Genomic DNA, 23,319 nt, shown 5'->3' on the forward strand with positions numbered 1-23,319 from the left:
GAATAAATGGTAAAAAAGAGTTTACTTGCCTTAGCAATGGGAGGTTTAGCCATCGGAATGACGGAATTTTCGATGATGGGAGTTTTAGAAGATTTTGCAAAAGATTTGAATATTTCAATTCCAACAGCAGGGAATTTTATATCAATGTACGCAATGGGCGTAATGGTTGGAGCTCCAACATTGATCATGGCTACAAGTAAATATTCGCCTAAAAAAGTATTAATCTTTTTTATGTTATTGTTTACCATTTTTAATTCACTTTTTGTCATTGCGCCAAGTTACAATACCTTATTAATTGCTCGTTTTATGTCTGGTTTACCTCACGGAGCATTTTTTGGTGTAGGATCTGTTGTGGCTGCACAATTAGCAACAAAAGGAAAAGAAGCGCAAGCCATTTCGATTATGTTTGCAGGATTAACGTTTGCGAATTTGGTCGGTGTTCCATTAGGAACAAAATTAGGACAAGTATTCTCGTGGCGATTAACGTTTGGGATTATTGCGAGTTTAGGATTAATCACGATGTTAGCAATTTCGCTTTGGGTTCCAAATCTTAAAAATACAAACAAAGGAAGTTTAGTAGAACAATTAAGTTTCTTCAAAAAATGGGAAGCTTGGGTATTAATTGTGATGATTTCTATTGGAACTTCAGGATTATTTGCGTGGATAAGTTACATTTCTCCATTAATGACAAATGTGGCAGATTTACCTAAAACAAAAGTTCCAATAATTATGACTTTGATTGGTTTAGGAATGTTTGTCGGTAATTTTATAGGTGGAAAATTGGCAGATACCATGTCGCCAAATAAAGCTGCAATCATCTCTTTTGCGTCGATGGCGGTTTGTTTAGTGATTGTTTATTTCACTTCTCACATACAAATTATGGCGTACATCATGTCATTTATTACAGGATTAATTGCGTTTACAATTGGTTCGCCAATTCAAATGATGTTGATTAATAATGGAAAAGGATCAGAAACTTTAGCAGCAGCGGCTGGTCAAGCAAGTTTTAATATCGGAAATGCTTTAGGTGCATTTTTAGGAGGAATTCCAATTGCAATGGGATTAGGATTTAATTCGCAATTATGGGTTGGCTTTATTATGGCTTCGGTCGGATCAATAATTGCAGCAATCTTTTTACAATTAAAATCGAAAAGAGTTTAAAAATATTACTTCAATCATAATCAAAGGATGTTCGCTTAGAGCATCCTTTTTTAGTTTATATTTGTAACAAATTAAACTCAAAATGAATCATTACAAAGCTCTTATTATAGACGATGAACACTTTGCTCAACAAGGTTTAAAGAAAATTATTCAACATGCTTTGCCAGATTTTTTTGTTTCCATTGATACTGCGAATTCTGTAAAAGAAGGTGTAGAAAAAATTAAGGAAAATCAACCAGATATAGTTTTTTTGGATATTCAGATGCCAGAGGAATTTGGGTTTAAATTATTTGATTATTTTGATGATATTACGTTTGATGTCATTTTTACAACAGCTCATTCAGATTATATTTTAGAAGCCGTAAATCAATGGGGATGTTTGGGTTATTTGATGAAACCTATTTCAATTTCTGACTTAAAAGTATTATTGAATCGTTTTGTAGAACGTCAAAATCAAACAAAAACAACAAAAAAGATTGTCAATATTGCAGATGATTTTGAAGATGAAGTTGAAGCTGATAATCTGAAAGATGTTTTCAAAAACGAGCATGGAATTATTTTTATTCCATCTATAACAGAGGTTTTGGTACTGAAAATTGAAGATATTATTTACTGTAAAGCAGATGATAGTTATTGTACAATTTTTACCGAAAAAGAGGCGTACATGGTAACTAAAACACTGAAAGAGGTAGAAAATTTGATTGATCAAACCAATTTTTTCCGTGTCAATAGATCATATTTAGTCAACATTAATTTTGCTAAAAAATTTGATAAACGAAACAATTTATTGATTCTTAATTGTCATCCAAAAGACGGCGAATCAAATCTTCCTGTGACTTCTTTGGGGTATAAAATCTTATCGAATGTGGTTGCGTAACTTCATTTTTTTACTTGTTTTATTTCTTTGTTCACATCAACTTTCTGCGCAATATGTTTTGACAAAACAATACACGTACGAAAATGGTTTGCCTGCCAATGAGATTTTGAGTGTCTACAAAGATTCTCGCAAAATTTTATGGGTTGGAACTCGTTTTGGCGTGTTTGTGAAGGACATGGATAATTTCAAAATGATGAAACGCTTCGAGAAAGTACAATACAATAATGTTTGGACAATAATAGAAGATAGTCAGCATAATATTTGGTTTGGAAGTTATGGACAAGGAATATTGAAATTTACTGGTCAACGTTTTGAACAAATTAATACAGCGAAAGGGTTGGTTTCGGATCGTGTTCGAAATTTATTTTACTTAGATGATTTAATATATGTTGCAGCGCAAGGAGGCGTTTCGATTATTGATACAAAATCAAAGAAAATTTACAATCCTTCTTTCGAAAAAAATAACAATATTGTGTTCGAAACGGTATCTTTTTTCGAATATCAAAATAAGGTTTATGTTGCAACAATCGATCATGGTGTTTATGAAGTTCATCGTGATAAGTTGAAGTTGGTCAATCCTTTCAATCGAATTAACTATAGTTTTTTGTATAATAATGATTTGTATTTGTCATCGTCTAAAGGTCTTAATGTTATTCCGATAAACGATTTCTTGAATAAAAAATTGAATTTTAAAACGTATGATTTTCCAGTTTTTAGAAATCACAACATTTCAGATAAACGTCATTCTCTTTTATTAGCTGGTTACGAAACGGGTGCGGGAAATGGTATGGTTGCGGAGTTAAAGAATAATAAAATAACAGATCAAACAGAAAATTTTAAAATCACTTCGGATTATCCATATCGAGTTTTTAGTAGTAAAACCGATGATTTAATTTATGTTGGAAGTGCTGATAAAGGACTTTTTGAAGTTCATTTTAATCATTTCTTAGATTTTTATACGATTGATAATAAAAGGGTTATTGAAATTTTAAAAGTTGCGAATACACAATATTTTTTAACGCCAGATGGACTTTATTTTCAGGAGAATAATATATTCAATAAGCAGATAAAGAGAGATGCTTTTTATCAATATATGCTTAGAAATAAGTCAAAATTCAAAGATTTTTTAAGTCAATCAAATAAAGATTTTTATGAAATTGATTTTGATTTGAAAGAAAAAAACCTTCGTTTTTATAAAATGATTATCCGTCACAATTCGTTCATTATAGCAACTAATTTAGGACTTTTCGAGTTAGATTTTAATGGAGAATTCAAAGATTATTTACCTAATCGAACAAGTCAATTTACGTATTTTAATAATCAATTTATTCAAACAAATCCTTTTGGAGGAATTTTGGTTTTTGATGATTTGAATAACCTAAAATATCACGCATATTCCGCTGCGCAAGCCAATGTTCCGAAAGATGTTGTTTCGATTTGTCAAAATAAAAAAGCTGTATTTTTTGGATCTTCTTTAGATGGATTATTCAAGTATGAAAATGGAAATTTTATTTCGTATTTGCAAAATAATCAGTTTAAAGAATCTAAAATTAAAATGATAAAATGTGTTGGAGATAATCAGTTGTTGGTTGCAACAGAATTTGCGAAAGTTTATATTTTAGAGATAAAGGGAGATGAGTTAATCACAAAAAAAGTAATTAATATTCGTGAAATTGGTGGAGAAAATATTAGTTCAATTGACATTTTTGGGAACTCAATTTTAATTGGAACCAATCGTAATTTACTCGTTTTCAATAATGGTAAAACATATATGATTGGCAATGAACAAGGTTTTGTGAATAAGGATATACATTCGTCTATTTTTGACGGAAAAACGGCTACAATTGGTGTTGAAAATGGTTATTATAAGTTAAATCTCGAGAATTTATTAAAGCAAAAAAATCAGTCGAAAGAGATTATTATTACAAGTTTTAAAATTAATGATGAATCTTTTGGGATAGATAAATTTATGTGGTTTGATTTGATTGATAAAGATTTGAATTTAAAAAATAATGAGAACAATATTACACTAAATTTTGCTGTCGTTGATGCTAATTTCGCTCAAAGTTATAAGTACAGATATCGTGTAAATCCTGATGAAAAGTGGAATGAGTATTTTTATAACCCATCTATTTATTTGCGGAATATACCATATGGTAAATATCGTATTCAATTAGAAATAACAGATACAAGCAATGGACAAAAACAAATTATTGATTTGGTTTCGTTGAATGTTGACGAACCTTTTTACTTGAACATTTATTTTATTTTGTTGTCAGTCTTAACTTTAGGTTTGATTGTTTATCGTTATAATACAAATAAAATCAAGACGTTAAATAAATTTAATCAATTAAAAATTAGTCAATTAAATGAGAAAAATACACAAGAAAATCAACGTTTGCAATTAGAGCGACAATTAACCGAAACGAAGTTAACAGCCTTACAATCTCAAATGAATCCGCATTTTATTTTCAATGTGTTGAATTCTATTCAGTTTTATATTTTGGATAATGATATTGATAATGCGTTAAATTCGTTGGGACGTTTTTCTCATTTGATTCGTCAGATGTTAAATCTTTCAACAAAAGATGAAATTAGTTTGAAAGATGAAATTGATTTTTTGAAATTATATGTTGAAGTTGAGAATTTTAGATGGAAAAATAAAATAGAATTTGATGTTCAAATTGATAGCCAATTGGATATTTATCGTATCAAAATTCCGCCAATGTTGATTCAGCCAATTATCGAAAATTCTTTTGTTCACGCATTTGATCAAAACCATTTGCAACCGATTATCAAATTGATTATTAGAATAAAAATTGATTATTTAGAAATAATTATTGAAGATAACGGAAAAGGAAATACAACACAAATTACGCAAAATAAAACTCACGATTCGAAAGCACTTAAAATTATTAATGAGCGTTTACAATTGCTTAATCATAATATTGAAGAAAATATTTTTATAGATTTTCATGAAAAAGGAACAAAAGTTCGAATGATTTTGAAAGTTGATTAAAATTTCACCTGAATAAATTTACAATTCACCTTGCTGAAACGTGAATTAACGAAATCTAAACTCTATTTTAATGATAGATATTATTCAGTATATATATTTGCAGTATCGATTTCAAACTAAGTATTAAACTTTGATGCTTTGTTTTCTAAACCTATGAAGACACCATAAAGTATCTTAAAAGTTACATTTTTCGACGTGTGAGTCAAAAAATTTTACAACAAGAAGCTACTGCAAAGTAGCTTTTTTTTTATCTTTATACCCATGAAAAATGTACAATTAGGAAATACAGATTTAGAGATAAAACCAATTTTTTTCGGAGGAAATGTTTTTGGTTGGACATTGAATGAAGAAGAATCTTTTCGAATTTTAGATGGATTTTTGGACAGAGGATTTAATGCGATAGACACTGCAAATAACTATTCGTATTGGGTGGATGGTAACGTTGGAACAGAATCTGAACGAATTATCGGAAATTGGATAAAATCGAGAGGAGTGAGAGATCAAATCGTTTTGGCAACGAAAGTTGGTGGACGAAATATGATTCAAGATAAGCCAAATACTACAAAAGCTCATGTCTTAAAAGAAGTAGAAGAATCACTTATCCGTTTACAAACAGATTATATTGATTTGTATCAAACACATTATGATGATGTAAATACACCTGTTGAAGAAACTTTATCCGCTTATAATCAATTGATAAAAGAAGGGAAAGTGAGATATATTGGTGCGTCTAATTTTTCTTCGGAGCGATTGATTGAATCGTTGGATAAATCAGAACTTTACAATTTGCCGCAATACAAAACCTTGCAACCTGAATATAATTTGTATGATCGTCAGCATTTTGAAGAATTTTTGCAACCTGTTGCTGAGAAATACAATTTAGCTGTTATTCCTTATTATAGTTTAGCGAGTGGATTTTTATCAGGTAAATATAAAACTGAAGAAGATTTACAACAAAGTTTACGAGGAGAAGGAATCAAAAAATATTTGAACGAAAGAGGATTCAAAATTTTGGACGCTTTACAAACTATTTCTACGCGATATAATATTTCTTATTCAGCAGTTGCTTTGGCTTGGTTAATGGATCAGAAAACAGTTGTAGTTCCTATTGCGAGTGCGACTAAGGAACAACATCTTGATGCTTTTGTAGAAGCTGTAAATGTGCAATTATCTCATGATGATGTGAAACTTTTGACCGAAGCAAGCGAATATTAGAATGGAAAATTTACAAATGAAACCCAAATTAACTCCAATCATTTTATGGATAATGATCATTGGGAGTGGTTTGGTTGTGGCGAATAATTATTACAATCAGCCCTTATTGTCATTAATTGCAAAAGATTTTAATGTTTCCGAAAGTAAAGTCTCTAATATTGCAATGCTAACACAAATAGGTTATGCCTGTGGATTGTTATTTATTATTCCTTTAGGAGATTTATTGAAACGAAAACGAATGATTTTAATCGATTTTGTTTTTATTATTGCAGCTCTTTTGGGAATGTATTTTGCACCATCTGTAAGTTGGCTTTTTCCATTAAGTTTCCTTATCGGTTTCACTTCAGTTATTCCGCAAGTTTTTGTGCCAATGGCATCTGAATTAGCAGAACCTCAAAACAAAGCACAAGCTGTCGGAATGGTTATGAGTGGTTTGCTTGTTGGTATTCTACTTTCTCGCGTTTTTAGTGGCTTTATTGGCGAATATTTAGGATGGCGAGAAGTTTATTTGATAGGTGCAATTTTAATGTTTGTACTATGGATATTCATCTATATATTTTTACCAGAAATACAGCCAAATTTCAAAGGAACTTATGGTAATCTGATGAAATCTATTGTGGAATTAGTGAAAACTCAACCGCAATTAAGATTAGCTTCTTTTCGTGGAGCAACAGGTTTTGCAGCATTCAGTGCATTTTGGACAACATTGGTTTTTCATTTAGAAGAAGCTCCATTTTTTGTAGGAAGCGATGTTGCTGGCGCATTTGGATTAATTGGAGCTGTAGGTGCTTTGGCTGCAGCGTTAGTTGGAAAAGTTTCGAAAGTATTATCAACCTCGAAAATTATCTTTTACTCCATCATGATCATGCTAATTTCTTGGGGATTTTTCTATGAATTTGGCTATACATATTGGGGATTAATTGTTGGTGTAATTTTGATCGATTTAGGTTTACAAGCAATGCACGTTTCTAATCAAACCATTATTTTTGGATTAGATGCCAAAGCAGGAAATCGAGTGAATACAGTTTATATGACGAGTTATTTTATTGGCGGATCTTTAGGAACATTTATTGCAGCAAATGCGTGGGATAAATTTCAATGGAATGGAGTGGTTGCTGTTGGCGTTTTTTTTACTTTAATCTGTTTGATTTCTCATATTTTATTCAATAAAAATAATAAGTGATGAAAGATTTTTCTTATGAAATAACATATAAAACAGCGAGAAGTAGCGGTGCAGGAGGGCAAAATGTAAACAAGGTTGAAACGATGGTTTTAGCAAAATGGAACGTTGAAGTTTCCCAATTTTTTTCTGATGAAGAAAAAGCATTAATCACAGAAAAGCTAAAAAATAAGATTAATTCAGAAGGATTTTTACAAATCAATTCGCAAGAATCTCGCTCTCAATTGGACAATAAAGAATCTGCAACAAAGAAAATGTTAGAATTAGTTGAAAAAGCATTGATTATTCCAAAGTTTAGAAAAAAGACTAAACCTACTAAAGCTTCTCAACAAAAAAGACTGAATCAAAAGAAACAACAAGCTGAGAAAAAAGACGGTCGTAGATTTAAATTTTAGAACAATTAAATTCGATCAACTAAAAAAAATAATAAACTACATTGTATTGCTATAATCATTACTATTTTAAAAATAAAAGACTTTTTTCTTATTTTATGACGATAAATCTGCATTGACATAAGAGAACCAATTGTTCCACCAATCAAAGTCACAAAACAAAGTGCTAATTCAGATACACGTCTTTTACCAATAATTGAGTTTTTTTTATCTATTTTAAATAAAAAAAAAGAGAGAACGTTGATAAGGAGTAGAGTAAAAAATAAATATTTATCCATTCAGTGTGTGATTAAGTAGTAAAAATACTTATAATTAAGTAGATAAAAAATATTTTTTTAGAAATCTGTGTTGTTTATCTTTGTACTTCAAAATCATAAAAAATCTTCAAAAAAATAAATTGTAAAATTTTAATTATAAAATAATTATGCAAGATTTAAAAGGGAAAAATGCTTTAGTCACAGGAGGTAGTAGAGGTTTAGGAAAAGCTGTTGCTTTGGCATTGGCTAAAGAAGGTGTTAATGTAGCTGTGACAGGACGAAATACAAAGACATTAGAAGAAACTGTAGAAGAGATCAAAAGTTTTGGAGTAAAAGCGGATTATTCGATTTTTAATGTAGTCGAAAAAGTTGAAGTGAAAATGCAACTTGAACGATTAATTGAGAGTTTTGGAGCGTTTGATATTTTGATTAATAATGCCGGTATTGCGGCTTTCGGAAGTTTTTTGGAAATGCCAGAAAATGATTGGGAAGAGATTGTGCGTACGAATTTATTTGGACCATATTATGTTTCTAAAGCAGTAATTCCTTCGATGGTAGAGTTAGGAAGTGGTGATATTATCAATGTATCTTCAACAGCAGGATTAAAAGGAAACGCAGTAACTTCTGCTTATTCAGCTTCAAAAGCGGGATTGATAGGTTTATCAGAATCATTAATGTTTGAATTGAGAAAGAAAAACATTCGTGTTACGACTTTAACTCCAAGTACAATTGCATCTGAGATGTCAAAAGATGTGTTGAAAATCACAGATGGAAATCCAGAAAAAGTGCTTCAGCCTGAAGATTTTGCTCAATTAATTGTCGATTTATTAAAATTAGATAAACGCGCAATGCTGGCTTCAGCTTCTTTGTGGTCTACAAATCCTTAAAAATTGATTAATTAATCATATTTATAAAATCCAATTTCATTTAGAAATTGGATTTTTTTTGAAAAAATATTTTGAGGAATCATTTTTTATATTAACTTTGAATTACAAAGTACTTTTGATATGAGCACAAATAATCCTGTAGAAAGTTTAAACGAAATCAAATCAATGATGCAACGCACATCAAAATTCACAAGTATTAGTGGATGGAGTGGTGTTTGGGTTGGAGTAGTGGGAATGATTTCTGCTTTTATCGCTTATGTTTTGATTCTACAAGATGCACTTCAAGTAAATTATAGAGGGACATTGACACCTATTTTAATGAATAATTTAGAAATTAAATTATTCATTTTAGGAATTGTAACTTTAATGGTTGCATGTATTGGAGGTTTCTTTTTTATGACCAGAAAATCGACAAAAGATGACGTTAAATTTATAAATCCAGTTACAAAACGAATATTGCGTAAATTTCTTTTTGTTTTAATCGTTGGAGGAATAGTAAGTTTGATTTTTATCAATAATTTTAGTTTTGCTTATGTAGCTCCAGCAACGCTTTTGTTTTACGGCTTAGCTTTGTATACGGTAGAACGTGACACAATTGTAGAAATAAAATATTTGGCAATGTGCGAAATATTTTTAGGGTTATTGGCTTTCTATTTTATTTTCAATGGTTTATTGTTTTGGTTTATCGGTTTCGGGCTTTTACATCTAATTTTTGGGATTTGGATGGTACGAAAATATGATTACAAAGCTTAAATTTGCAACATGGATTTTAATCTTAATAAATTAAACAAAGTCTTTGATAATCGTATTCGTGTGGGAATTATGAGTGCTTTGGTCATGAATGAAGAAATTTCTTTTAAGGATTTGAAAGACTTTTTAGATTTGACTGATGGTAACTTGGCTTCGCACTTAAAAAACCTAGAAGAAAACGATTATATTACTGTACACAAAGGATTTATAGGTCGAAAAACGAATACAACTTATTCGATAACAGCACTTGGAAAACAAGCTTTTCAGGAGCATTTGAACTATCTTGAAAAATTAATAAAGAATATAAAATAATTTTTTTTGCATTTAAACTTTGAAAAACAAAGTACTTTTTAAAATAAATAATAAAATTCAAACTTATGGAAAACAATGATTTAAAAAATGAATATCAACCTGAAAATCAATCAGTTTATTCACAAAACAAAACAATGATAAAAGGATTTTTGGTATGTCTTTTAGTTTTAGGACTTTTAATTCCGATTCCGTTCATATTAAATTTAATTGAAGAACGACAAGGAAACAAGGAAAAAGTAATTACCGAAATTTCAGATAAATGGAGTGGGAAACAGACGATTTATGGTCCTTTTATCGAGGTTACTTACATGGAAAATGTAAATGATGGACAAGGAAAAGTTGTGAAGCAACAAGTGAAAAAGTATATTTCTGCTAATGATTTAAATATAAATGGAACGATTGATACGCAGTTAAAAAGTCGTAGTATTTATGAAGCAGTAGTTTACAATTCGAAACTGAATATCAATTCGAAATTTAAGAATTATAGCGATATGCTTAATGAAGTGGAAGTAAGTGCAGAAAATGTAGTTTCGACTAAAATTGTTTTTGGAATCTCTGATTCTAAAGGATATGAGAACAAAGTAATTGTACAATCTAACAACAAAAATTATCCATTGAATATGGATAATATAACTTCTACAATTACTATTCAACCAAAAGTTAGAGTAGAAAATGGAGAATATTTGGAACAAGTGAGTACCACTAAAAAAGTGATGCCTGTGCAAATGATGTCTCAAAAAATAGATCCTTCTACATTCGATTTTAATCAAGTTTCAATCAATTTGGTGATGAAAGGTTCACAAATGTTGAATATCATTCCATCGGCGATTAATACAAAAGTTGATTTGACTACAAATTGGAAAGATTTGAAATATGATGGAAATTTTTTACCTAATTCTGATCCCGAAACAAAGAATGGAAAAACCAATGTAAAATGGTCTATTTATCAACAAAATCCTTTGCAAGGACAGATTTGGCAAGACGCTTCTAACTTTTCTGATTATAGTTTTGGCGTTAATTTCTTACAGATGAACGATCATTATGACAAAACATATCGTTCGACAAAATATGCGATTCTGTTCATTGGATTAACATTTGTGGCATTTTTCTTTATCGAAAGTCGAAATAATTTTAATATTCACTTGGTACAATATGCGTTAGTTGGATTTGCAATCTGTGTCAATTTTGTGTTATTGTTATCGTTGTCAGAATATTTAGGATTTGACATCGCTTACTTTATTTCATCTGGTGCAACTATTTTATTGATTACATTTTTCGTTAATTCTTTCCTAAAATCCTTTGGTTTCACATTCAAAATTACATTAATGTTAATTTTATTATACACATTTATTTACAGTGTTTTACAACTCAAAGAACACGCGTTATTAGTAGGAAGTATAGGATTATTTATCATTGTTGCAATCCTAATGTACTATTCAAAAAACATCGAATGGAACAAAACAAAATAACATTTGCACACTTATTTTTTGGGATTTTTGTCATCGGTCTTGTACTGATGGCAATTTCCTTTACGGATATTGTGATTAAAAATAATGATACAATTTTCAGCTTTTCTATTCTTATTTTAGAGCTTGTGATTTGCTTATTTGCAATGTCATTTTATTTGAAAATTGATAAGATTTCGGAGTTGTTTTTAGGAAAAATTTTCTCTAATTCTGGACAAATATTTGTTTGGACCAACATTACATGGCTTTGTATTCCAGTAGCTTTTGTTTTGGATGTAACAATTATTCGAGGATTTCATGATTTAAGTTTTTATTTGCCGCTTTTAGGTTATTTATTGTTTCTTTTAATTATAGTCGATTTTTTTGCAGCAATATTCTACACTAATTTTGATGATGAAGAAACGATAGGTTTTAATTATCTTAATTATTTTTCGATTTTTTTAGCGGTAGTTTTAATACTATTTTTTAGTTTGATTATAATACTTTTCGCTGTTTTTGAGTATCCTTCAATATCAATCTGTTTTATGATGTTTAATATTTACCTCATAAATATTATTACAAAAATTTTAAAATTAAAAGCTTAAAAATTTTTGTTATGAATGTTTACTTTGAAACTATGAAGATAGATATTCAATATTTTCAGCCAAAAGGAGAAGGTTATACACCAACGAATCGAATTATCACTTTAGATAAAATTTCAAATCAATTAAGATTTGATATTGATGATTAAAACATTCATAATATATAAAGATTAAATTCTGATAAATATAAAAATTATTATTCAATTCTGTCAAATTTATAAATTAGCTGTGTGATTATCGAATAATTCTACTAAGTTTAAGGCTTGAAAATGCAATTGTAGTAATTTGCGAACCGTTTTTTAAAACAGATAGAATTATTAAATATATGAAAAGTAAAAAGTTAACCAATGTATTAACACTTGGATTTGCGTTGTTTGCGATGTTTTTTGGTGCAGGAAACCTTCTTTTACCTCCTTTGATAGGATTAGAAGTGGGCTCAAATTATTTCGTCGCGATGATAGCATTTGGGTTAACTGGTATTTTATTGCCATTTACTGGTATTTTATCTGTTGTTTTTTCGGGTGATAATTTTAATGATTTAGGGCATCGTGTGAACAAACATTTGGCGGCTATTTTAGGTACAATTATTATGATTTGTATCGGACCGTTAATTGCGATTCCTCGTACTGCTGCAACAACATTCGAAGTGGGATTGAAACCATTTTTTCCAACATTGGATCCGATGTGGGGATCGTTACTATTTTTTGCAGTAACACTTATTTTAGCGATTCGTCCCTCAAAAGTGGTAGACGTTATTGGAAATTATTTAACACCAGTATTATTGATTTTATTGACCTTATTAATAGTCATTGGAATTATATACCCAACCGCTGATTTCTTACCTTCAGACTTAACGATGATGCAATCTTTTTCGAAAGGTTTTATAGAAGGTTATCAAACATTAGACGTTTTGGCTTCTGTTATTTTTGCTGGAATTATTATTTCAGCAGCACGAGATAAAGGGTATATTGATACAAAAAGTAAATCTCAAATTGTAATTATATCAGGTTTATTGTCTACAACTTGTTTGTTATTTGTATATGGTGGATTGATTTATTTAGGTGCTACTTCTGGAATTACAAATCCAGAAATTTCTCGTGCAGAATTATTAATAGAAATCTCTCGAAATACATTAGGACAGTATGGGTTAATTGCAATTGCGTTATGTATGGCGTTTGCTTGTCTTACAACTTCAATCGCATTAACATCTGCGGTAGGTACATTTTTTGGACGTTTAACAAATGGAAAAGTAAGTTACACTGTTTTAGTGATTTTATGTACAGTAATATCGTTTGGTTTATCAATAAAAGGTGTAGACGAAATTATTAATTTTGCATATCCACCTTTGGCTTTCGTATATCCAATTACAATCACATTAGTTATTTATATAGTGTTGTTTGGAAAAACAATTAAAAGTAAAACACCTTATATTTTTGCATTAATAGCGTCTACAATCATCGCAATTTTAGGATTATTGAAATTATTAGGAAAGTTAGATGAATCGACTATAGAGAATCTGAATAAAATTCCATTTTTCGAATACGATTTAGGTTGGATTGCACCTTCGATTATCGGTTTTGTAATTGGTTTATTAGTTGATAGATTAAGAAAATAAAAAAAAATCCTCGGAAAATTATTCCGAGGATTTTAACCAATCAAAACTACTATAAAAACACTAATTGAATAATGATAATGTCTATCTTTTATTCTTTTACAAATTTCTTAAAGTTTTGACTTTAAATCTATTATTCTTAAATGATTTCTTTTATGTCTAGATAGAATTAATTTATAACTATTTATTTATGATGGTTATAGAGAATTTCAATCACATGATTTAAGATAAGTTTATGAATTTTTCGTATTTTGAAAAATCAAAAAAATAATCCAAAAAAATGATCGAAAATTGTTCGCGTTGTAACGAAACAATGGAGTGTAAGGTAGATGATATTTCGAATTGTGCTTGTACTACAATTGTTATAAAAGATGAAATAAAAGAGTTTTTGAAGAAAACGCATTACAAATGTTTGTGTAATTCTTGTATAGAAAAACTGAATTATTTTGTAGAATTAGATCAAGAATATCCACATCCAACAATGCCTTCGGAGTTTGTTCCTCATATACATTATTATATCGAAAATGGGTATTGGGTTTTTACAGAATTTTTCCATTATCAGAAAGGAAAATGTTGCCAAAATGGTTGCAGACATTGTGCTTATGGTTATAAGAAATAAAAAATGGTTCAACTTACATTGAACCACTAACCAACCTAAAAATACTATAAAAAACTCTATTTGATTAAGGATATTCTTCTTCAGAAAATCAACTTCATTATCCTTAACAACTATGAATAAATTATTTATGGTACAAAGGTAGGTAGATTTCTTAATTTGATAAATAAATTTATATTTATTTTTTTATACTCAAATAGATAGAATTTATATTAATGTTAAGAAAATATTAAATTTACCTATTTATGAATATTTGCTAAAAAATCAATACTACATTTCCGAATGTTGTAATTCTAAGAAAAATATTGCATTATTTTTTTTGAAATTTTTTCAGCAGTTGTTTTATCTTCAGTTTCTTCCAAAGTTGTTACATAATCCTCTAAGAAACTTTTGATTTCTTGTTGATTAGAACCTTCAAAATTAGCTAAATAATCTTCGAAATCGATATTTCCTAAAACACGATCAAAGTAAGTTTTGGCTTCATCATATTTTTTCATGCTCACTAACAAAGGCGCAATGCTATGACTAATATAAAACTCGTTTACAGCAGCTTGTTCAGCATTTTCTTCTTTTTTGAAATGTGCAAAATTTAAGTAACTATTATAAGCTTCCACAGCTTTTTCATTTTCACCTAAAACCTCATAACAACGTGCTTTGAAGAATTTAATTTCGTAAAATTCGTCTTCATTCAGTTTATTGAAAAATGTAATACTTTCTTTGGGATTTGAATAAAATTTTCGGTATCCAATAATAAAATCTTCTACAAATTCTGTATCTGTTTGTTCAATAGCGAAATTCAATAAGTTTTGAGATTGTTCTTCTGTTAATTGTCCAATAAAAGCTTCCCAATAATTCACCAAAGTATTGAAATCATACGCCAAATCTTCCACAAAAATTTGTGCAGCAATTCGTAGAAATTTATCACCCAATTGATCGATTATTTCATGGTCTTCATCAGAAAAATCAGTTGAATTATACAATAGATTTTCGATAATTTCTGACGCCTTATCTTCTGAATAATCATTATTTAATTGTTTCAAAGCATTGCTAACATTGAATTCCATTTGTGTAAATTTTAAATTAAAAATCAACACAAAGGTAACTGATTTACTGCAAAAAAAACTTGATAATTTCAAAAGTTAATCGTCAATTCTAATGAGAATTTAATGAATAGTTTTTTTGAGAAAGTAGAATTTTAGTTATCTTGTGGTAGTTTTTATTAGTTTATTTAAAATAAACGTTTTATGTTACGAATCTATTCGATAGTACTAATTATATGTGGTTTTTGTTTTACAAAAGCTCAAAATTTGAATGTTGGCGCTCAGTTTCCGATTAATAAAATTGAAAATATCAATCAATCTTCAAACTTTAAAATTATTGTATTTACGCCAAGTTTATACAAAACGAATCCGTATGCGAGCATGATGACAACTTCGCTGAATTATTATTTTGTGAAGAATTTGGCATTTTCGTCTCAAAATCCACCAAAAATTGATGTGATTTATATTGTAAATGAAGATAATAAATGGAGTAAAGAACCGCAGCAAACGTTTGCTTTTAATGAAACGACTAATCAAAATAAGTTGGATGGAACGAAGGTAATTTATGATGAAGTTGGAAAAATTTACAATGCAATAGGGTTGAAACCTTTTAAGCAAAATTCAATTTCGAGTATAATTCCAACGTCAAATTCTAACAATGTTTTAGTAGAAAGTTCGATTCTTTTTCTAGTGGATCAAAACAATAAAATTTTGATGCGAGATAATGATTATCGTGCGCAAGGCGAACATCTGAAACCTTTGGAAAGATTGATTAAAAGAACGTCTAAAATCGATAACATAGAAGTAAATATCACAGAAAATAAAACCTTGAAGGTTGGTGATAAAGCACCAGATTTTATTTTGAATGGACCGAATTATAAGACTAATTCGACAGATAAATTTTTGGATGATAAATCGACTTTTAAAGTTTTAACGTTTTATCCTGCGGCGTTTAGTGGACAAATTTTGCCTGATTTTACGTCAATTGATACGAAAGCAGCAATGACTTGTGCTGCTCAAATTCAATTAATCGATCATAATCCATTGTTACAAAATGTAAAAAGTTACGCAGTTTCTAGTTCTACAAATCCGTTGTTAGAATTATGGAAATCAGCTTTGCGAACAAATAATATTACGTATCTGAATGACGAAAACTATGCAATTTCGTTGATGTATAATTCTTATAATCGTTTAGGTTACAATAATAGAGCAACTTATGTGATTGATAAAAATGGAATTATTGTGTATGCAAATCCAGATTTGACGTTTGAAGATGAAGCAAAATTTCCAACTATTTTAGAAAAAATCATTCTGAATAGTAAATAAATTATGAATCAAATTGTGTAATATCTTCAAATTTAGCCTCAATCAAATTTCTTAAATCTTCGGGGTTTAGAATAATTTGTAAACCTCTTTTTCCTGCACTAATACAAATCTGATCTTGCAAAACAGCCAGTTCTTCTATGTAAGTAGGAAATTGCTTTTTCATTCCGATAGGTGAGCAACCACCACGAATATAACCTGTAACATTCAGCAAATCTTTCAAAGGAAGCATTTCGCAGTTTTTATTACCAGAAATTTTCGCAAATTTTTTCATATCAAGATGTGTGTTTGCAGGAATTACGGCAACTAAAAATGGTTCTATATTTCCTTTCAAAACCAAAGTTTTATAAATTCCTTCCGGATTTACGTTCAATGAATTTGCAACATGCAAAGCATCAATATGTTCTTCATCAACTTCATATTCGCGCAATTCGTACGAAATATTGTGTGTGTCTAAAATTCGTACTACATTTGTTTTAGCAGTTTTATTGCTCATTCTATAATAATTTACACAAAGTTATTACGAAAAACTTTTATAAAGGTTTTTCTATAGAATTATTGTCTAAGATAATTTTTTGAACGAAAATTTCTATTCTCAAAACTATTCTTACCTTTGCATTATAAATGAAGTTTTTGCAACACATATTACGTTTACCGTTTTTTAGCACTTATTATCGTACAATATTTGCTCGGGTAGACTATGTGTATACTTCGTATTAATTTTGTACGTCAAAAATTTAATCATAATCTACAAGCCCGAGCAGTTTTGCTCGGGCTTTTTTTATTTAAAAAAAAAATCATGGAAAATTTAAAAAGTTTAAAGGAAAATGTAGCTATTTTTTTACCAGAAAATGGATTGGAAGAAAAATTAAAATTAGCTGAAAAAGAAAATCGACCATTACGAATCAAATTAGGTTTTGATCCTACCGCACCAGATTTACATCTTGGTCACGCCGTTGTATTGAAGAAATTGAAAGAATTTCAAGATTTGGGACATCAAATAGTTATTTTGGTTGGGAGTTTTACAGCTCAGATTGGAGATCCAACAGGAAAAAATAAAAGTCGTCAACCGCTGAATGCAGAACAAGTTCAGAACAATGCGGAAACCTACATTAATCAATTGTCAAAAATTATTGATGTGAATAAGGCTGAAATTGTGTTTAATTCAGACTGGTTAGATCATTTACCTTTTTCGGATATTATTCAGTTGTTGTCAAAAGTTACGGTTGCACAACTGATGCATCGAAATGATTTTAATAAACGCTTCACCGAAAATACGCCGATTGCAATGCATGAGTTGGTTTACCCGATTTTACAAGCATACGATTCTGTTCAGATAAGTGCTGATATCGAAATGGGAGGAACGGATCAATTATTTAATTGTACAATGGGACGACAATTGCAAGAAACCAATGGAGAAGCTGCTCAGATTGTAATGTGTATGCCACTTTTGAGAGGAACCGATGGAAAAGAAAAGATGAGTAAATCGTTGAATAATATTATTGGTTTGACGGATGAACCAAATGAAATGTTTGGGAAAACAATGTCTATTCCAGATGATTTATTAGAAGAATATATTGCGTTAGCAACGGATTTTTCTATTGAAGAAAAAATGAATTTGAATGAGCGATTAAAAACAGATAATCCAATGTTAATTAAGAAATTAGTTGCAAAAAATATTATTATTCAATACCATTCTGTAAATGAAGCTGAACAAGCAGAAGAATTTTTTAACAATCAATTTCAGAAAAGAAATGATGAAAATAGAGTTTTCGAAGTTGTTAAAATTAGTTCTTTAAACTTTGAGAATGATAATATTACATTGTTAGATGTTTGTCATCAATTAAAGAAAGATTTATCGAGAAATGCAATCAGACGTTTGATAGAAAGCGGTGCAGTACAAATTAATGGAGAGAAAAAAATGGATGCTTTTGATGATTTTGAATTAAAAACCGAAACTAAAATTAAAATAGGAAAACGAGATTTCTTCGAGTTGAAGTAATAGTGAAAAGATGATTTACTATTTAGTAAATCATCTTTTTTATCTCCTATTTTCTTAATCTTGAAAAATTTGATCAAAATTTTTATATTTCTTTTTTAAGCGTTGTTTCGCTTTTTTGACTGAATCAGCCGAAATTCCTAAGATTTGCGAAATTTCTAAATTGTTCAAGCCTAATTTTAACAAATAAATAGTTCTCAAATTAGATTCGGTTAAAGATGGAAAATTTTGAGAAAGATATTTTACAAAATCGTTTTGCTCATGAGCAAAAATATTTTTGAAATTCCCCCAACTTTCGTCTGTCATTAAATGCGAATCTAAGAGATTAACTAATTCGTTATATTGTTTTTCTTTGTTTATGGTACTTGAATTAGAAATAGAATTGATTTCATTTTTTAATGTAATTATTTGTTTATTCTTTTCAGACAAATAAGTTTTATAAGATTCTAAAGTTTGAGCGGTCTTATTTAATTTATTTTCAGATTTAAGTTTTTCATTTTGAATAGATAATATTTTATTGTCGTAAGTAGAATTTTGTATTTTTATTTTTCGACGATAAGAAATAATTACAAATAAAATGATGATGATTAATAGAAAAGAAATAAGAAATAATGCATTTTTTAGGATGGTTGTTTTCTCTTGTTCTGCTTTTTCTGCTTCATATTTAAAGTTGAAATTATCTTGTTGAATTTTCCAATTAATTTCATTAATCACATTTTGACCATCTGTTTTTTGCAACTCTATTTCCAATTCATCCAATTTTCTTCGACTAATTAACTCCTCATTGGTGTTATTGTTTTTTACAGCAATTTCTAATAAGATTTTATAAATGTCATATTCAAAACTGTTCAAATAAATTTTCTGAGAAGCATATTCTTTTGCTTCATTCAAAATTATTTTAGCATCATCAATTCGATTTAATTGCAAGTACAATTTTCCCAATTGAATATTAGCGTACATTAAATTTCGAGCGTTTTTTAATTTTTTAGAAATTTCAATATCTTTTTTCAAATTATCAATCGCTAAATTGTACTGTTTGTTGAGAATATTTATAGAGGCAATATCACCTAAAGCTTTTGCATATCGAATTTCGTCCTTATTTTGAATTGCATATTCTTTTGTTAATTCGAAGTAATTATTTGCTTTATTAATATTATTTTTATTCATAAAAACATGACCAATCGCATTCAGAATTGTTCCATATTCGTGGTCCTTTTTGTTGGTATATTTTAAAGCTAACAAAAGATATTTTTCACTTTTATCAAATTCTTTTACATTCATAAAGTAAAATGCATTCTTTTTGTAAACATCACTTTTAGAAAAAATATCCTCATCTTTTGTTAAGTCGAGAAGTTTTGATGCTTCCATAAAATATGGATAAGCATTTTGATATTGGCTAAAATTATAATAGTAATACCCGTATTGTGTGTTCACCCAAATTTGTAATTCTGGTGAGTTAACATTTTTTGAAACTTTTAATGCAGACTCAAATAACGAATTACTTTTTTTGTTTAATTTATCGTTGGTTTGTGCATAAAGATTAGCTAAATAAACTTGATAAATTGATTTTAGACTTTTTGATAAAAAAGAAGTTGATGAGATATCTAATTTCTTGAAATTATTTTGCAATTGAATAGAATCTGTCACATTTTTATTCTGTTCGATGATTTTTTCAATAAGAATATGTTCATCATTTTTACTAATAGAACTAAATGATGATAAAAATAAAAAAGGAAAGAGTAGGAGCGTAAAAAAAATAGAAACTTTCAATATATTATTTTTTCAAATATAGACCGAAAAAATTGTAAATCTTAACAAAAAATTGAATTATTTTTATGTTTCACTTTATTTTCAAAATATTGATATTTAGATAAATATGAAATGTCCCCCCAGTTGTCCCCCTCTAAATTGAGTATTTATTTTTTTAATTATCTATTTTTGAATTAAGTATCTCGAAAGATTACTAATCTATCATCAAACTATTAATTAAAAATTTTAGACTCTTCAACTACTTAAACCTATTTATAAATCCAATTACAAAATTATCTCCTCCATAATGTATGTTATGGGGGAATTTTTTTTGAATTTTTTTCTTTGTAATTTAGTTTAATATTTTAATTAGAAAAGAACGGATGAGAAAAATAAACTACTCAGTGTTGGATTTGGCTTATGTAAGAGAAGGAGATACATTAAATCAAACGTTCAAAAACACGTTAGATAACGCAAAATTTGTAGACGAAATAGGGTATAGCCGTTATTGGTTATCTGAACATCATAATATGCAGAATGTAGCGAGCGCGGCAACTTCTTTATTAATAGGCTATGTAGCAAATGGAACTTCAAGAATTAAAGTTGGTTCGGGAGGAATAATGCTACCTAATCATACTGCTTTATCAGTTGCAGAACAATTTGGGACTTTGGATGCGCTTTATCCAAATCGTATCGATTTAGGTTTAGGTCGTGCGCCAGGAACTGATCAATTAACAGCTTCTATTTTGCGTAGAGGAGATAATTTTATGAATTACGATTTCGAAGCTGAAATCAAAAATCTACAAAACTATTTTAGTTTAGATAATAAAGAAAGTAAAGTGCGTGCGATTCCTGGAGAAGGAGCAAATGTGCCGATTTATATTTTGGGATCAAGTACAGATTCTGCTTTTTTGGCGGCTAAATTAGGTTTACCTTATGCATTTGCGGGGCATTTTGCGCCACAACAATTTTATAATGCGGTAGAGATTTATCGTTCTCAATTTCAACCTTCAGAATTTTTGCAAGAACCTTATACGATTGCTTGCGTCAATGCAATTGCGGCGAATACAGACGAAGAAGCGCATTATTTATCGATGTCGATGTACCAAGGATTCTTGAATATTATTACCGATAAACGCCAACCAATTGTTCCACCCGAAAAAACACAGTTAGAATTGGCTTCGCCTGAGCAAAAATATATGCTAAAAGGAATGACAGCTTTGTCTTTTATTGGAAGTAAAGGTGCTCTGGCGCAGAGTTTAGATGAATTTATTTTTGAATCTAAAATTGATGAAATTATGGTTTCGACGAATGTTTTTGATCAAAAAGCAAAACGAAAATCGTATCAAATTGTAAGTGAATTATTTCGTTAAATGAAATCAAAGAAATCAATCTCAAAGTTCAAGTATTATTCAATGTTTGTTGATCAATTCAAAGATCAATTGACGATTGTTTTGATGCTAAATCTTGTTTTATTTTTTATTGCAAACCATTGGAGTTATCTTGTTCCTGAAGAATTTTTGTTTGTAAGTCACAAAGATATTTTTGGCTTATTTAGAGAACAATTTGTGCTGAATGAATTTTTTGAGGTATTGGCTTATACTTTTTTGGGCGCTTTATTTATCCATTTCGGAACATATAAAATGAATAAAATCTGGATTTTTAGGCTTAATGCGTTGCTTTTAGTAATTGTTTCCACTTATTTTTGGACAATTCCTTTGCTGCAAAGTGCTGAGATTGTTTTACAAAAAGGTCATCCTTATTTTATTGCGGCGATTATTGGTCAAATTCTTTTGTATTTGATTGTCGGAAACGAATTTTTAGGTTCAATCAAAAATAAAAGAAAACAACCCAAAATCAATCATTCTTAGTTATATTTGCCAAAACTTAATTTTTACAAAAATCAAACTATGTACTCATTTGATAAATTTCACGAATTAATTGCCGAAACAATCGATAAAAATCCATTTTCTAAAAATCCAGAAGAATTATACGAACCGATGGATTATATTTTGAATATTGGTGGTAAAAGAATTCGTCCAATTTTGACTTTATTGGGAACTGATTTGTTTGATGGTGAAGTTGAAAAAGCGTTGAAACCTTCGTTAGCGATTGAGTTTTTTCATAATTTTTCGTTGATGCACGACGATATTATGGACAATGCTTCATTAAGAAGAAGTAAACCAACAGTTCACGAAAAATTTGGATTAAATACAGCGATTCTTTCTGGTGATGCGATGTTGGTAAAAGCATATCAATATTTAGAAGATTTAGAACCAGAATTATTTAAACGTTCGACAAGATTATTTTCTAAAACTGCTTTAGAAGTTTGTGAAGGACAGCAATTGGATGTGAATTATGAAACAAAATTGAATGTTTCATACGAAGATTACATCAAAATGATTTCTCTAAAAACGAGTGTTTTACTTGGTTGTGCTTTGAAATTAGGCGCAATGATTGGAAATGCTTCGGAGGAGGATTCAGATAAATTGTACCAATATGGTTTGAATTTAGGAATCGCGTATCAATTGAAAGATGATTATTTGGATGTTTTTGGTAGCCTTGAACATTTAGGTAAAAAACACGCTGGAGATATTTTCGAGAATAAGAAAACGATTCTTTACATTTCTGCTTTAGAAGCGGCAAACGAAGAAGAAAAAGAGGAATTATTATATTGGTATAGTTCAAATACAGATAATATCGATAAGGTATATGCGGTAGAAAAATTATTCAGAAAACTGAATGTTAACCGTAAACTTTCAACGTTAATTAGAGAATATACGAATAAAGCGCATAGCTATTTGGATCAAATTGATGTTCCAGAAGAACGTAAATCTTATTTGAGAGAATTAAGCGAAGTTTTAATTGATCGACAAAGATAAA

Annotated in this window: 22 protein-coding genes; 18 read left to right on the forward strand and 4 right to left on the reverse strand. The window is 29.2% G+C overall.

The features are described 5' to 3' along the window. Positions 1-6 precede the first annotated feature (6 nt). The 6 genes from G0Q09_RS06485 (at position 7) to arfB (ending at position 7,847) form a co-directional block, all read left to right on the forward strand. Positions 7-1,161 carry an MFS transporter gene (locus tag G0Q09_RS06485; protein WP_038331221.1) on the forward strand — a complete coding sequence of 385 codons (1,155 nt, stop codon included), beginning with the start codon at positions 7-9 and terminating at the stop codon, positions 1,159-1,161. A gap of 82 nt (positions 1,162-1,243) precedes the next feature. Then, entirely contained in the window at positions 1,244-2,038 is a 795-nt protein-coding gene (locus G0Q09_RS06490; protein ID WP_219034334.1) for a LytR/AlgR family response regulator transcription factor, read from the forward strand. Further along, positions 2,025-5,057, forward strand: a complete 3,033-nt coding sequence (locus G0Q09_RS06495) for a sensor histidine kinase (RefSeq protein WP_219034335.1) — start codon at positions 2,025-2,027, stop codon at positions 5,055-5,057. The genes G0Q09_RS06490 and G0Q09_RS06495 overlap by 14 nt, the downstream gene beginning before the upstream one ends. 261 nt (positions 5,058-5,318) lie before the next feature. Next, positions 5,319-6,272, forward strand: coding sequence for an aldo/keto reductase (locus G0Q09_RS06500; protein ID WP_115000882.1), 954 nt, complete (start codon positions 5,319-5,321; stop codon positions 6,270-6,272). A 1-nt stretch (position 6,273) separates the two neighbouring features. Next, positions 6,274-7,455: an MFS transporter gene (locus G0Q09_RS06505; RefSeq protein WP_115000880.1), complete on the forward strand. Its 1,182-nt coding sequence runs from the start codon at positions 6,274-6,276 to the stop codon at positions 7,453-7,455. Continuing rightward, a complete protein-coding gene (gene arfB, locus G0Q09_RS06510) occupies positions 7,455-7,847 on the forward strand; it encodes an alternative ribosome rescue aminoacyl-tRNA hydrolase ArfB (RefSeq protein WP_219034336.1) in 393 nt (130 codons plus the stop codon). Before G0Q09_RS06505 ends, arfB begins: the two co-directional genes overlap by 1 nt. A 5-nt stretch (positions 7,848-7,852) precedes the next feature. On the opposite strand, the gene G0Q09_RS06515 is transcribed toward arfB, so the two are convergent. After that, complete coding sequence (locus tag G0Q09_RS06515) at positions 7,853-8,122, reverse strand: DUF1294 domain-containing protein (protein WP_038331235.1); 270 nt, start codon at positions 8,120-8,122, stop codon at positions 7,853-7,855. A 146-nt stretch (positions 8,123-8,268) separates the two neighbouring features. Here G0Q09_RS06515 and G0Q09_RS06520 point away from each other — a divergent pair, with 146 nt between their 5' ends. The 7 genes from G0Q09_RS06520 to G0Q09_RS06550 all read left to right on the forward strand — a co-directional run bounded on the left by G0Q09_RS06520 (position 8,269) and on the right by G0Q09_RS06550 (position 14,328). After that, entirely contained in the window at positions 8,269-8,988 is a 720-nt protein-coding gene (locus G0Q09_RS06520; protein WP_038331245.1) for a 3-ketoacyl-ACP reductase, read from the forward strand. Positions 8,989-9,108: 120 nt separating this feature from the next. Next, entirely contained in the window at positions 9,109-9,741 is a 633-nt protein-coding gene (locus G0Q09_RS06525; RefSeq protein ID WP_219034337.1) for a hypothetical protein, read from the forward strand. Positions 9,742-9,750: 9 nt separating this feature from the next. Then, entirely contained in the window at positions 9,751-10,050 is a 300-nt protein-coding gene (locus G0Q09_RS06530) for a winged helix-turn-helix domain-containing protein (RefSeq protein ID WP_038331250.1), read from the forward strand. A 65-nt stretch (positions 10,051-10,115) separates the two neighbouring features. Further along, entirely contained in the window at positions 10,116-11,519 is a 1,404-nt protein-coding gene (gene creD / locus G0Q09_RS06535) for a cell envelope integrity protein CreD (protein WP_219034338.1), read from the forward strand. After that, positions 11,501-12,100 carry a hypothetical protein gene (locus G0Q09_RS06540; RefSeq protein ID WP_219034339.1) on the forward strand — a complete coding sequence of 200 codons (600 nt, stop codon included), beginning with the start codon at positions 11,501-11,503 and terminating at the stop codon, positions 12,098-12,100. The genes creD and G0Q09_RS06540 overlap by 19 nt, the downstream gene beginning before the upstream one ends. 322 nt (positions 12,101-12,422) lie before the next feature. After that, positions 12,423-13,712, forward strand: a complete 1,290-nt coding sequence (gene brnQ / locus G0Q09_RS06545; RefSeq protein ID WP_219034340.1) for a branched-chain amino acid transport system II carrier protein — start codon at positions 12,423-12,425, stop codon at positions 13,710-13,712. A gap of 277 nt (positions 13,713-13,989) precedes the next feature. Beyond that, positions 13,990-14,328, forward strand: a complete 339-nt coding sequence (locus tag G0Q09_RS06550; protein WP_038331257.1) for a cysteine-rich CWC family protein — start codon at positions 13,990-13,992, stop codon at positions 14,326-14,328. A gap of 290 nt (positions 14,329-14,618) precedes the next feature. On the opposite strand, the gene G0Q09_RS06555 is transcribed toward G0Q09_RS06550, so the two are convergent. Continuing rightward, positions 14,619-15,389 carry a hypothetical protein gene (locus G0Q09_RS06555; RefSeq protein WP_219034341.1) on the reverse strand — a complete coding sequence of 257 codons (771 nt, stop codon included), beginning with the start codon at positions 15,387-15,389 and terminating at the stop codon, positions 14,619-14,621. 180 nt (positions 15,390-15,569) lie between these two features. Between G0Q09_RS06555 and G0Q09_RS06560 the strand changes: the two genes are divergently transcribed. Further along, the gene (locus G0Q09_RS06560) at positions 15,570-16,691 is read left to right on the forward strand and encodes a redoxin domain-containing protein (RefSeq protein ID WP_219034342.1); all 1,122 of its coding nucleotides are present in this window, start codon (positions 15,570-15,572) and stop codon (positions 16,689-16,691) included. Between the two features lies 1 nt (position 16,692). Here the strand turns inward: G0Q09_RS06560 and ybaK are convergent, their stop codons facing one another. Further along, the gene (gene ybaK / locus G0Q09_RS06565) at positions 16,693-17,184 is read right to left on the reverse strand and encodes a Cys-tRNA(Pro) deacylase (RefSeq protein WP_125349287.1); all 492 of its coding nucleotides are present in this window, start codon (positions 17,182-17,184) and stop codon (positions 16,693-16,695) included. 303 nt (positions 17,185-17,487) lie between these two features. On the opposite strand from ybaK, the gene tyrS reads away from it, so the two are divergent. Beyond that, the gene (tyrS, locus tag G0Q09_RS06570) at positions 17,488-18,690 is read left to right on the forward strand and encodes a tyrosine--tRNA ligase (protein ID WP_125349288.1); all 1,203 of its coding nucleotides are present in this window, start codon (positions 17,488-17,490) and stop codon (positions 18,688-18,690) included. Between the two features lie 54 nt (positions 18,691-18,744). On the opposite strand, the gene G0Q09_RS06575 is transcribed toward tyrS, so the two are convergent. After that, the gene (locus G0Q09_RS06575; protein ID WP_219034343.1) at positions 18,745-20,457 is read right to left on the reverse strand and encodes a transcriptional regulator; all 1,713 of its coding nucleotides are present in this window, start codon (positions 20,455-20,457) and stop codon (positions 18,745-18,747) included. Between the two features lie 362 nt (positions 20,458-20,819). Between G0Q09_RS06575 and G0Q09_RS06580 the strand changes: the two genes are divergently transcribed. The 3 genes from G0Q09_RS06580 to G0Q09_RS06590 are packed head-to-tail and all read left to right on the forward strand — an operon-like array spanning position 20,820 to position 23,318. Continuing rightward, positions 20,820-21,809: an LLM class flavin-dependent oxidoreductase gene (locus tag G0Q09_RS06580; RefSeq protein WP_219034344.1), complete on the forward strand. Its 990-nt coding sequence runs from the start codon at positions 20,820-20,822 to the stop codon at positions 21,807-21,809. Beyond that, positions 21,810-22,307 (forward strand): hypothetical protein, encoded by a 498-nt coding sequence (locus tag G0Q09_RS06585; RefSeq protein WP_115001000.1) that lies wholly within the window; start codon positions 21,810-21,812, stop codon positions 22,305-22,307. A 39-nt stretch (positions 22,308-22,346) separates the two neighbouring features. Beyond that, the gene (locus tag G0Q09_RS06590) at positions 22,347-23,318 is read left to right on the forward strand and encodes a polyprenyl synthetase family protein (protein WP_219034345.1); all 972 of its coding nucleotides are present in this window, start codon (positions 22,347-22,349) and stop codon (positions 23,316-23,318) included. Position 23,319: the final 1 nt, after the last annotated feature.

This window comes from Empedobacter falsenii, from assembly GCF_019308355.1.
Taxonomy (GTDB): Bacteria; Bacteroidota; Bacteroidia; order Flavobacteriales; family Weeksellaceae; genus Empedobacter; species Empedobacter falsenii_B.

Bases quoted from the DNA above. Each gene is read 5' to 3' on its own strand.
- G0Q09_RS06590 (WP_219034345.1), top strand. From the start codon at position 22,347: ATGTACTCATTTGATAAATTTCACGAATTAATTGCCGAAACAATCGAT.
- G0Q09_RS06525 (WP_219034337.1), top strand. From the start codon at position 9,109: ATGAGCACAAATAATCCTGTAGAAAGTTTAAACGAAATCAAATCAATG.
- tyrS (WP_125349288.1), top strand. From the start codon at position 17,488: ATGGAAAATTTAAAAAGTTTAAAGGAAAATGTAGCTATTTTTTTACCA.
- creD (WP_219034338.1), top strand. From the start codon at position 10,116: ATGGAAAACAATGATTTAAAAAATGAATATCAACCTGAAAATCAATCA.
- G0Q09_RS06540 (WP_219034339.1), top strand. From the start codon at position 11,501: ATGGAACAAAACAAAATAACATTTGCACACTTATTTTTTGGGATTTTT.
- G0Q09_RS06505 (WP_115000880.1), top strand. From the start codon at position 6,274: ATGGAAAATTTACAAATGAAACCCAAATTAACTCCAATCATTTTATGG.
- G0Q09_RS06490 (WP_219034334.1), top strand. From the start codon at position 1,244: ATGAATCATTACAAAGCTCTTATTATAGACGATGAACACTTTGCTCAA.
- G0Q09_RS06515 (WP_038331235.1), bottom strand. From the start codon at position 8,122: ATGGATAAATATTTATTTTTTACTCTACTCCTTATCAACGTTCTCTCT.
- arfB (WP_219034336.1), top strand. From the start codon at position 7,455: ATGAAAGATTTTTCTTATGAAATAACATATAAAACAGCGAGAAGTAGC.
- G0Q09_RS06580 (WP_219034344.1), top strand. From the start codon at position 20,820: ATGAGAAAAATAAACTACTCAGTGTTGGATTTGGCTTATGTAAGAGAA.
- G0Q09_RS06585 (WP_115001000.1), top strand. From the start codon at position 21,810: ATGAAATCAAAGAAATCAATCTCAAAGTTCAAGTATTATTCAATGTTT.
- G0Q09_RS06485 (WP_038331221.1), top strand. From the start codon at position 7: ATGGTAAAAAAGAGTTTACTTGCCTTAGCAATGGGAGGTTTAGCCATC.
- G0Q09_RS06560 (WP_219034342.1), top strand. From the start codon at position 15,570: ATGTTACGAATCTATTCGATAGTACTAATTATATGTGGTTTTTGTTTT.
- brnQ (WP_219034340.1), top strand. From the start codon at position 12,423: ATGAAAAGTAAAAAGTTAACCAATGTATTAACACTTGGATTTGCGTTG.
- G0Q09_RS06550 (WP_038331257.1), top strand. From the start codon at position 13,990: ATGATCGAAAATTGTTCGCGTTGTAACGAAACAATGGAGTGTAAGGTA.
- G0Q09_RS06555 (WP_219034341.1), bottom strand. From the start codon at position 15,389: ATGGAATTCAATGTTAGCAATGCTTTGAAACAATTAAATAATGATTAT.
- ybaK (WP_125349287.1), bottom strand. From the start codon at position 17,184: ATGAGCAATAAAACTGCTAAAACAAATGTAGTACGAATTTTAGACACA.
- G0Q09_RS06530 (WP_038331250.1), top strand. From the start codon at position 9,751: ATGGATTTTAATCTTAATAAATTAAACAAAGTCTTTGATAATCGTATT.
- G0Q09_RS06495 (WP_219034335.1), top strand. From the start codon at position 2,025: ATGTGGTTGCGTAACTTCATTTTTTTACTTGTTTTATTTCTTTGTTCA.
- G0Q09_RS06520 (WP_038331245.1), top strand. From the start codon at position 8,269: ATGCAAGATTTAAAAGGGAAAAATGCTTTAGTCACAGGAGGTAGTAGA.
- G0Q09_RS06500 (WP_115000882.1), top strand. From the start codon at position 5,319: ATGAAAAATGTACAATTAGGAAATACAGATTTAGAGATAAAACCAATT.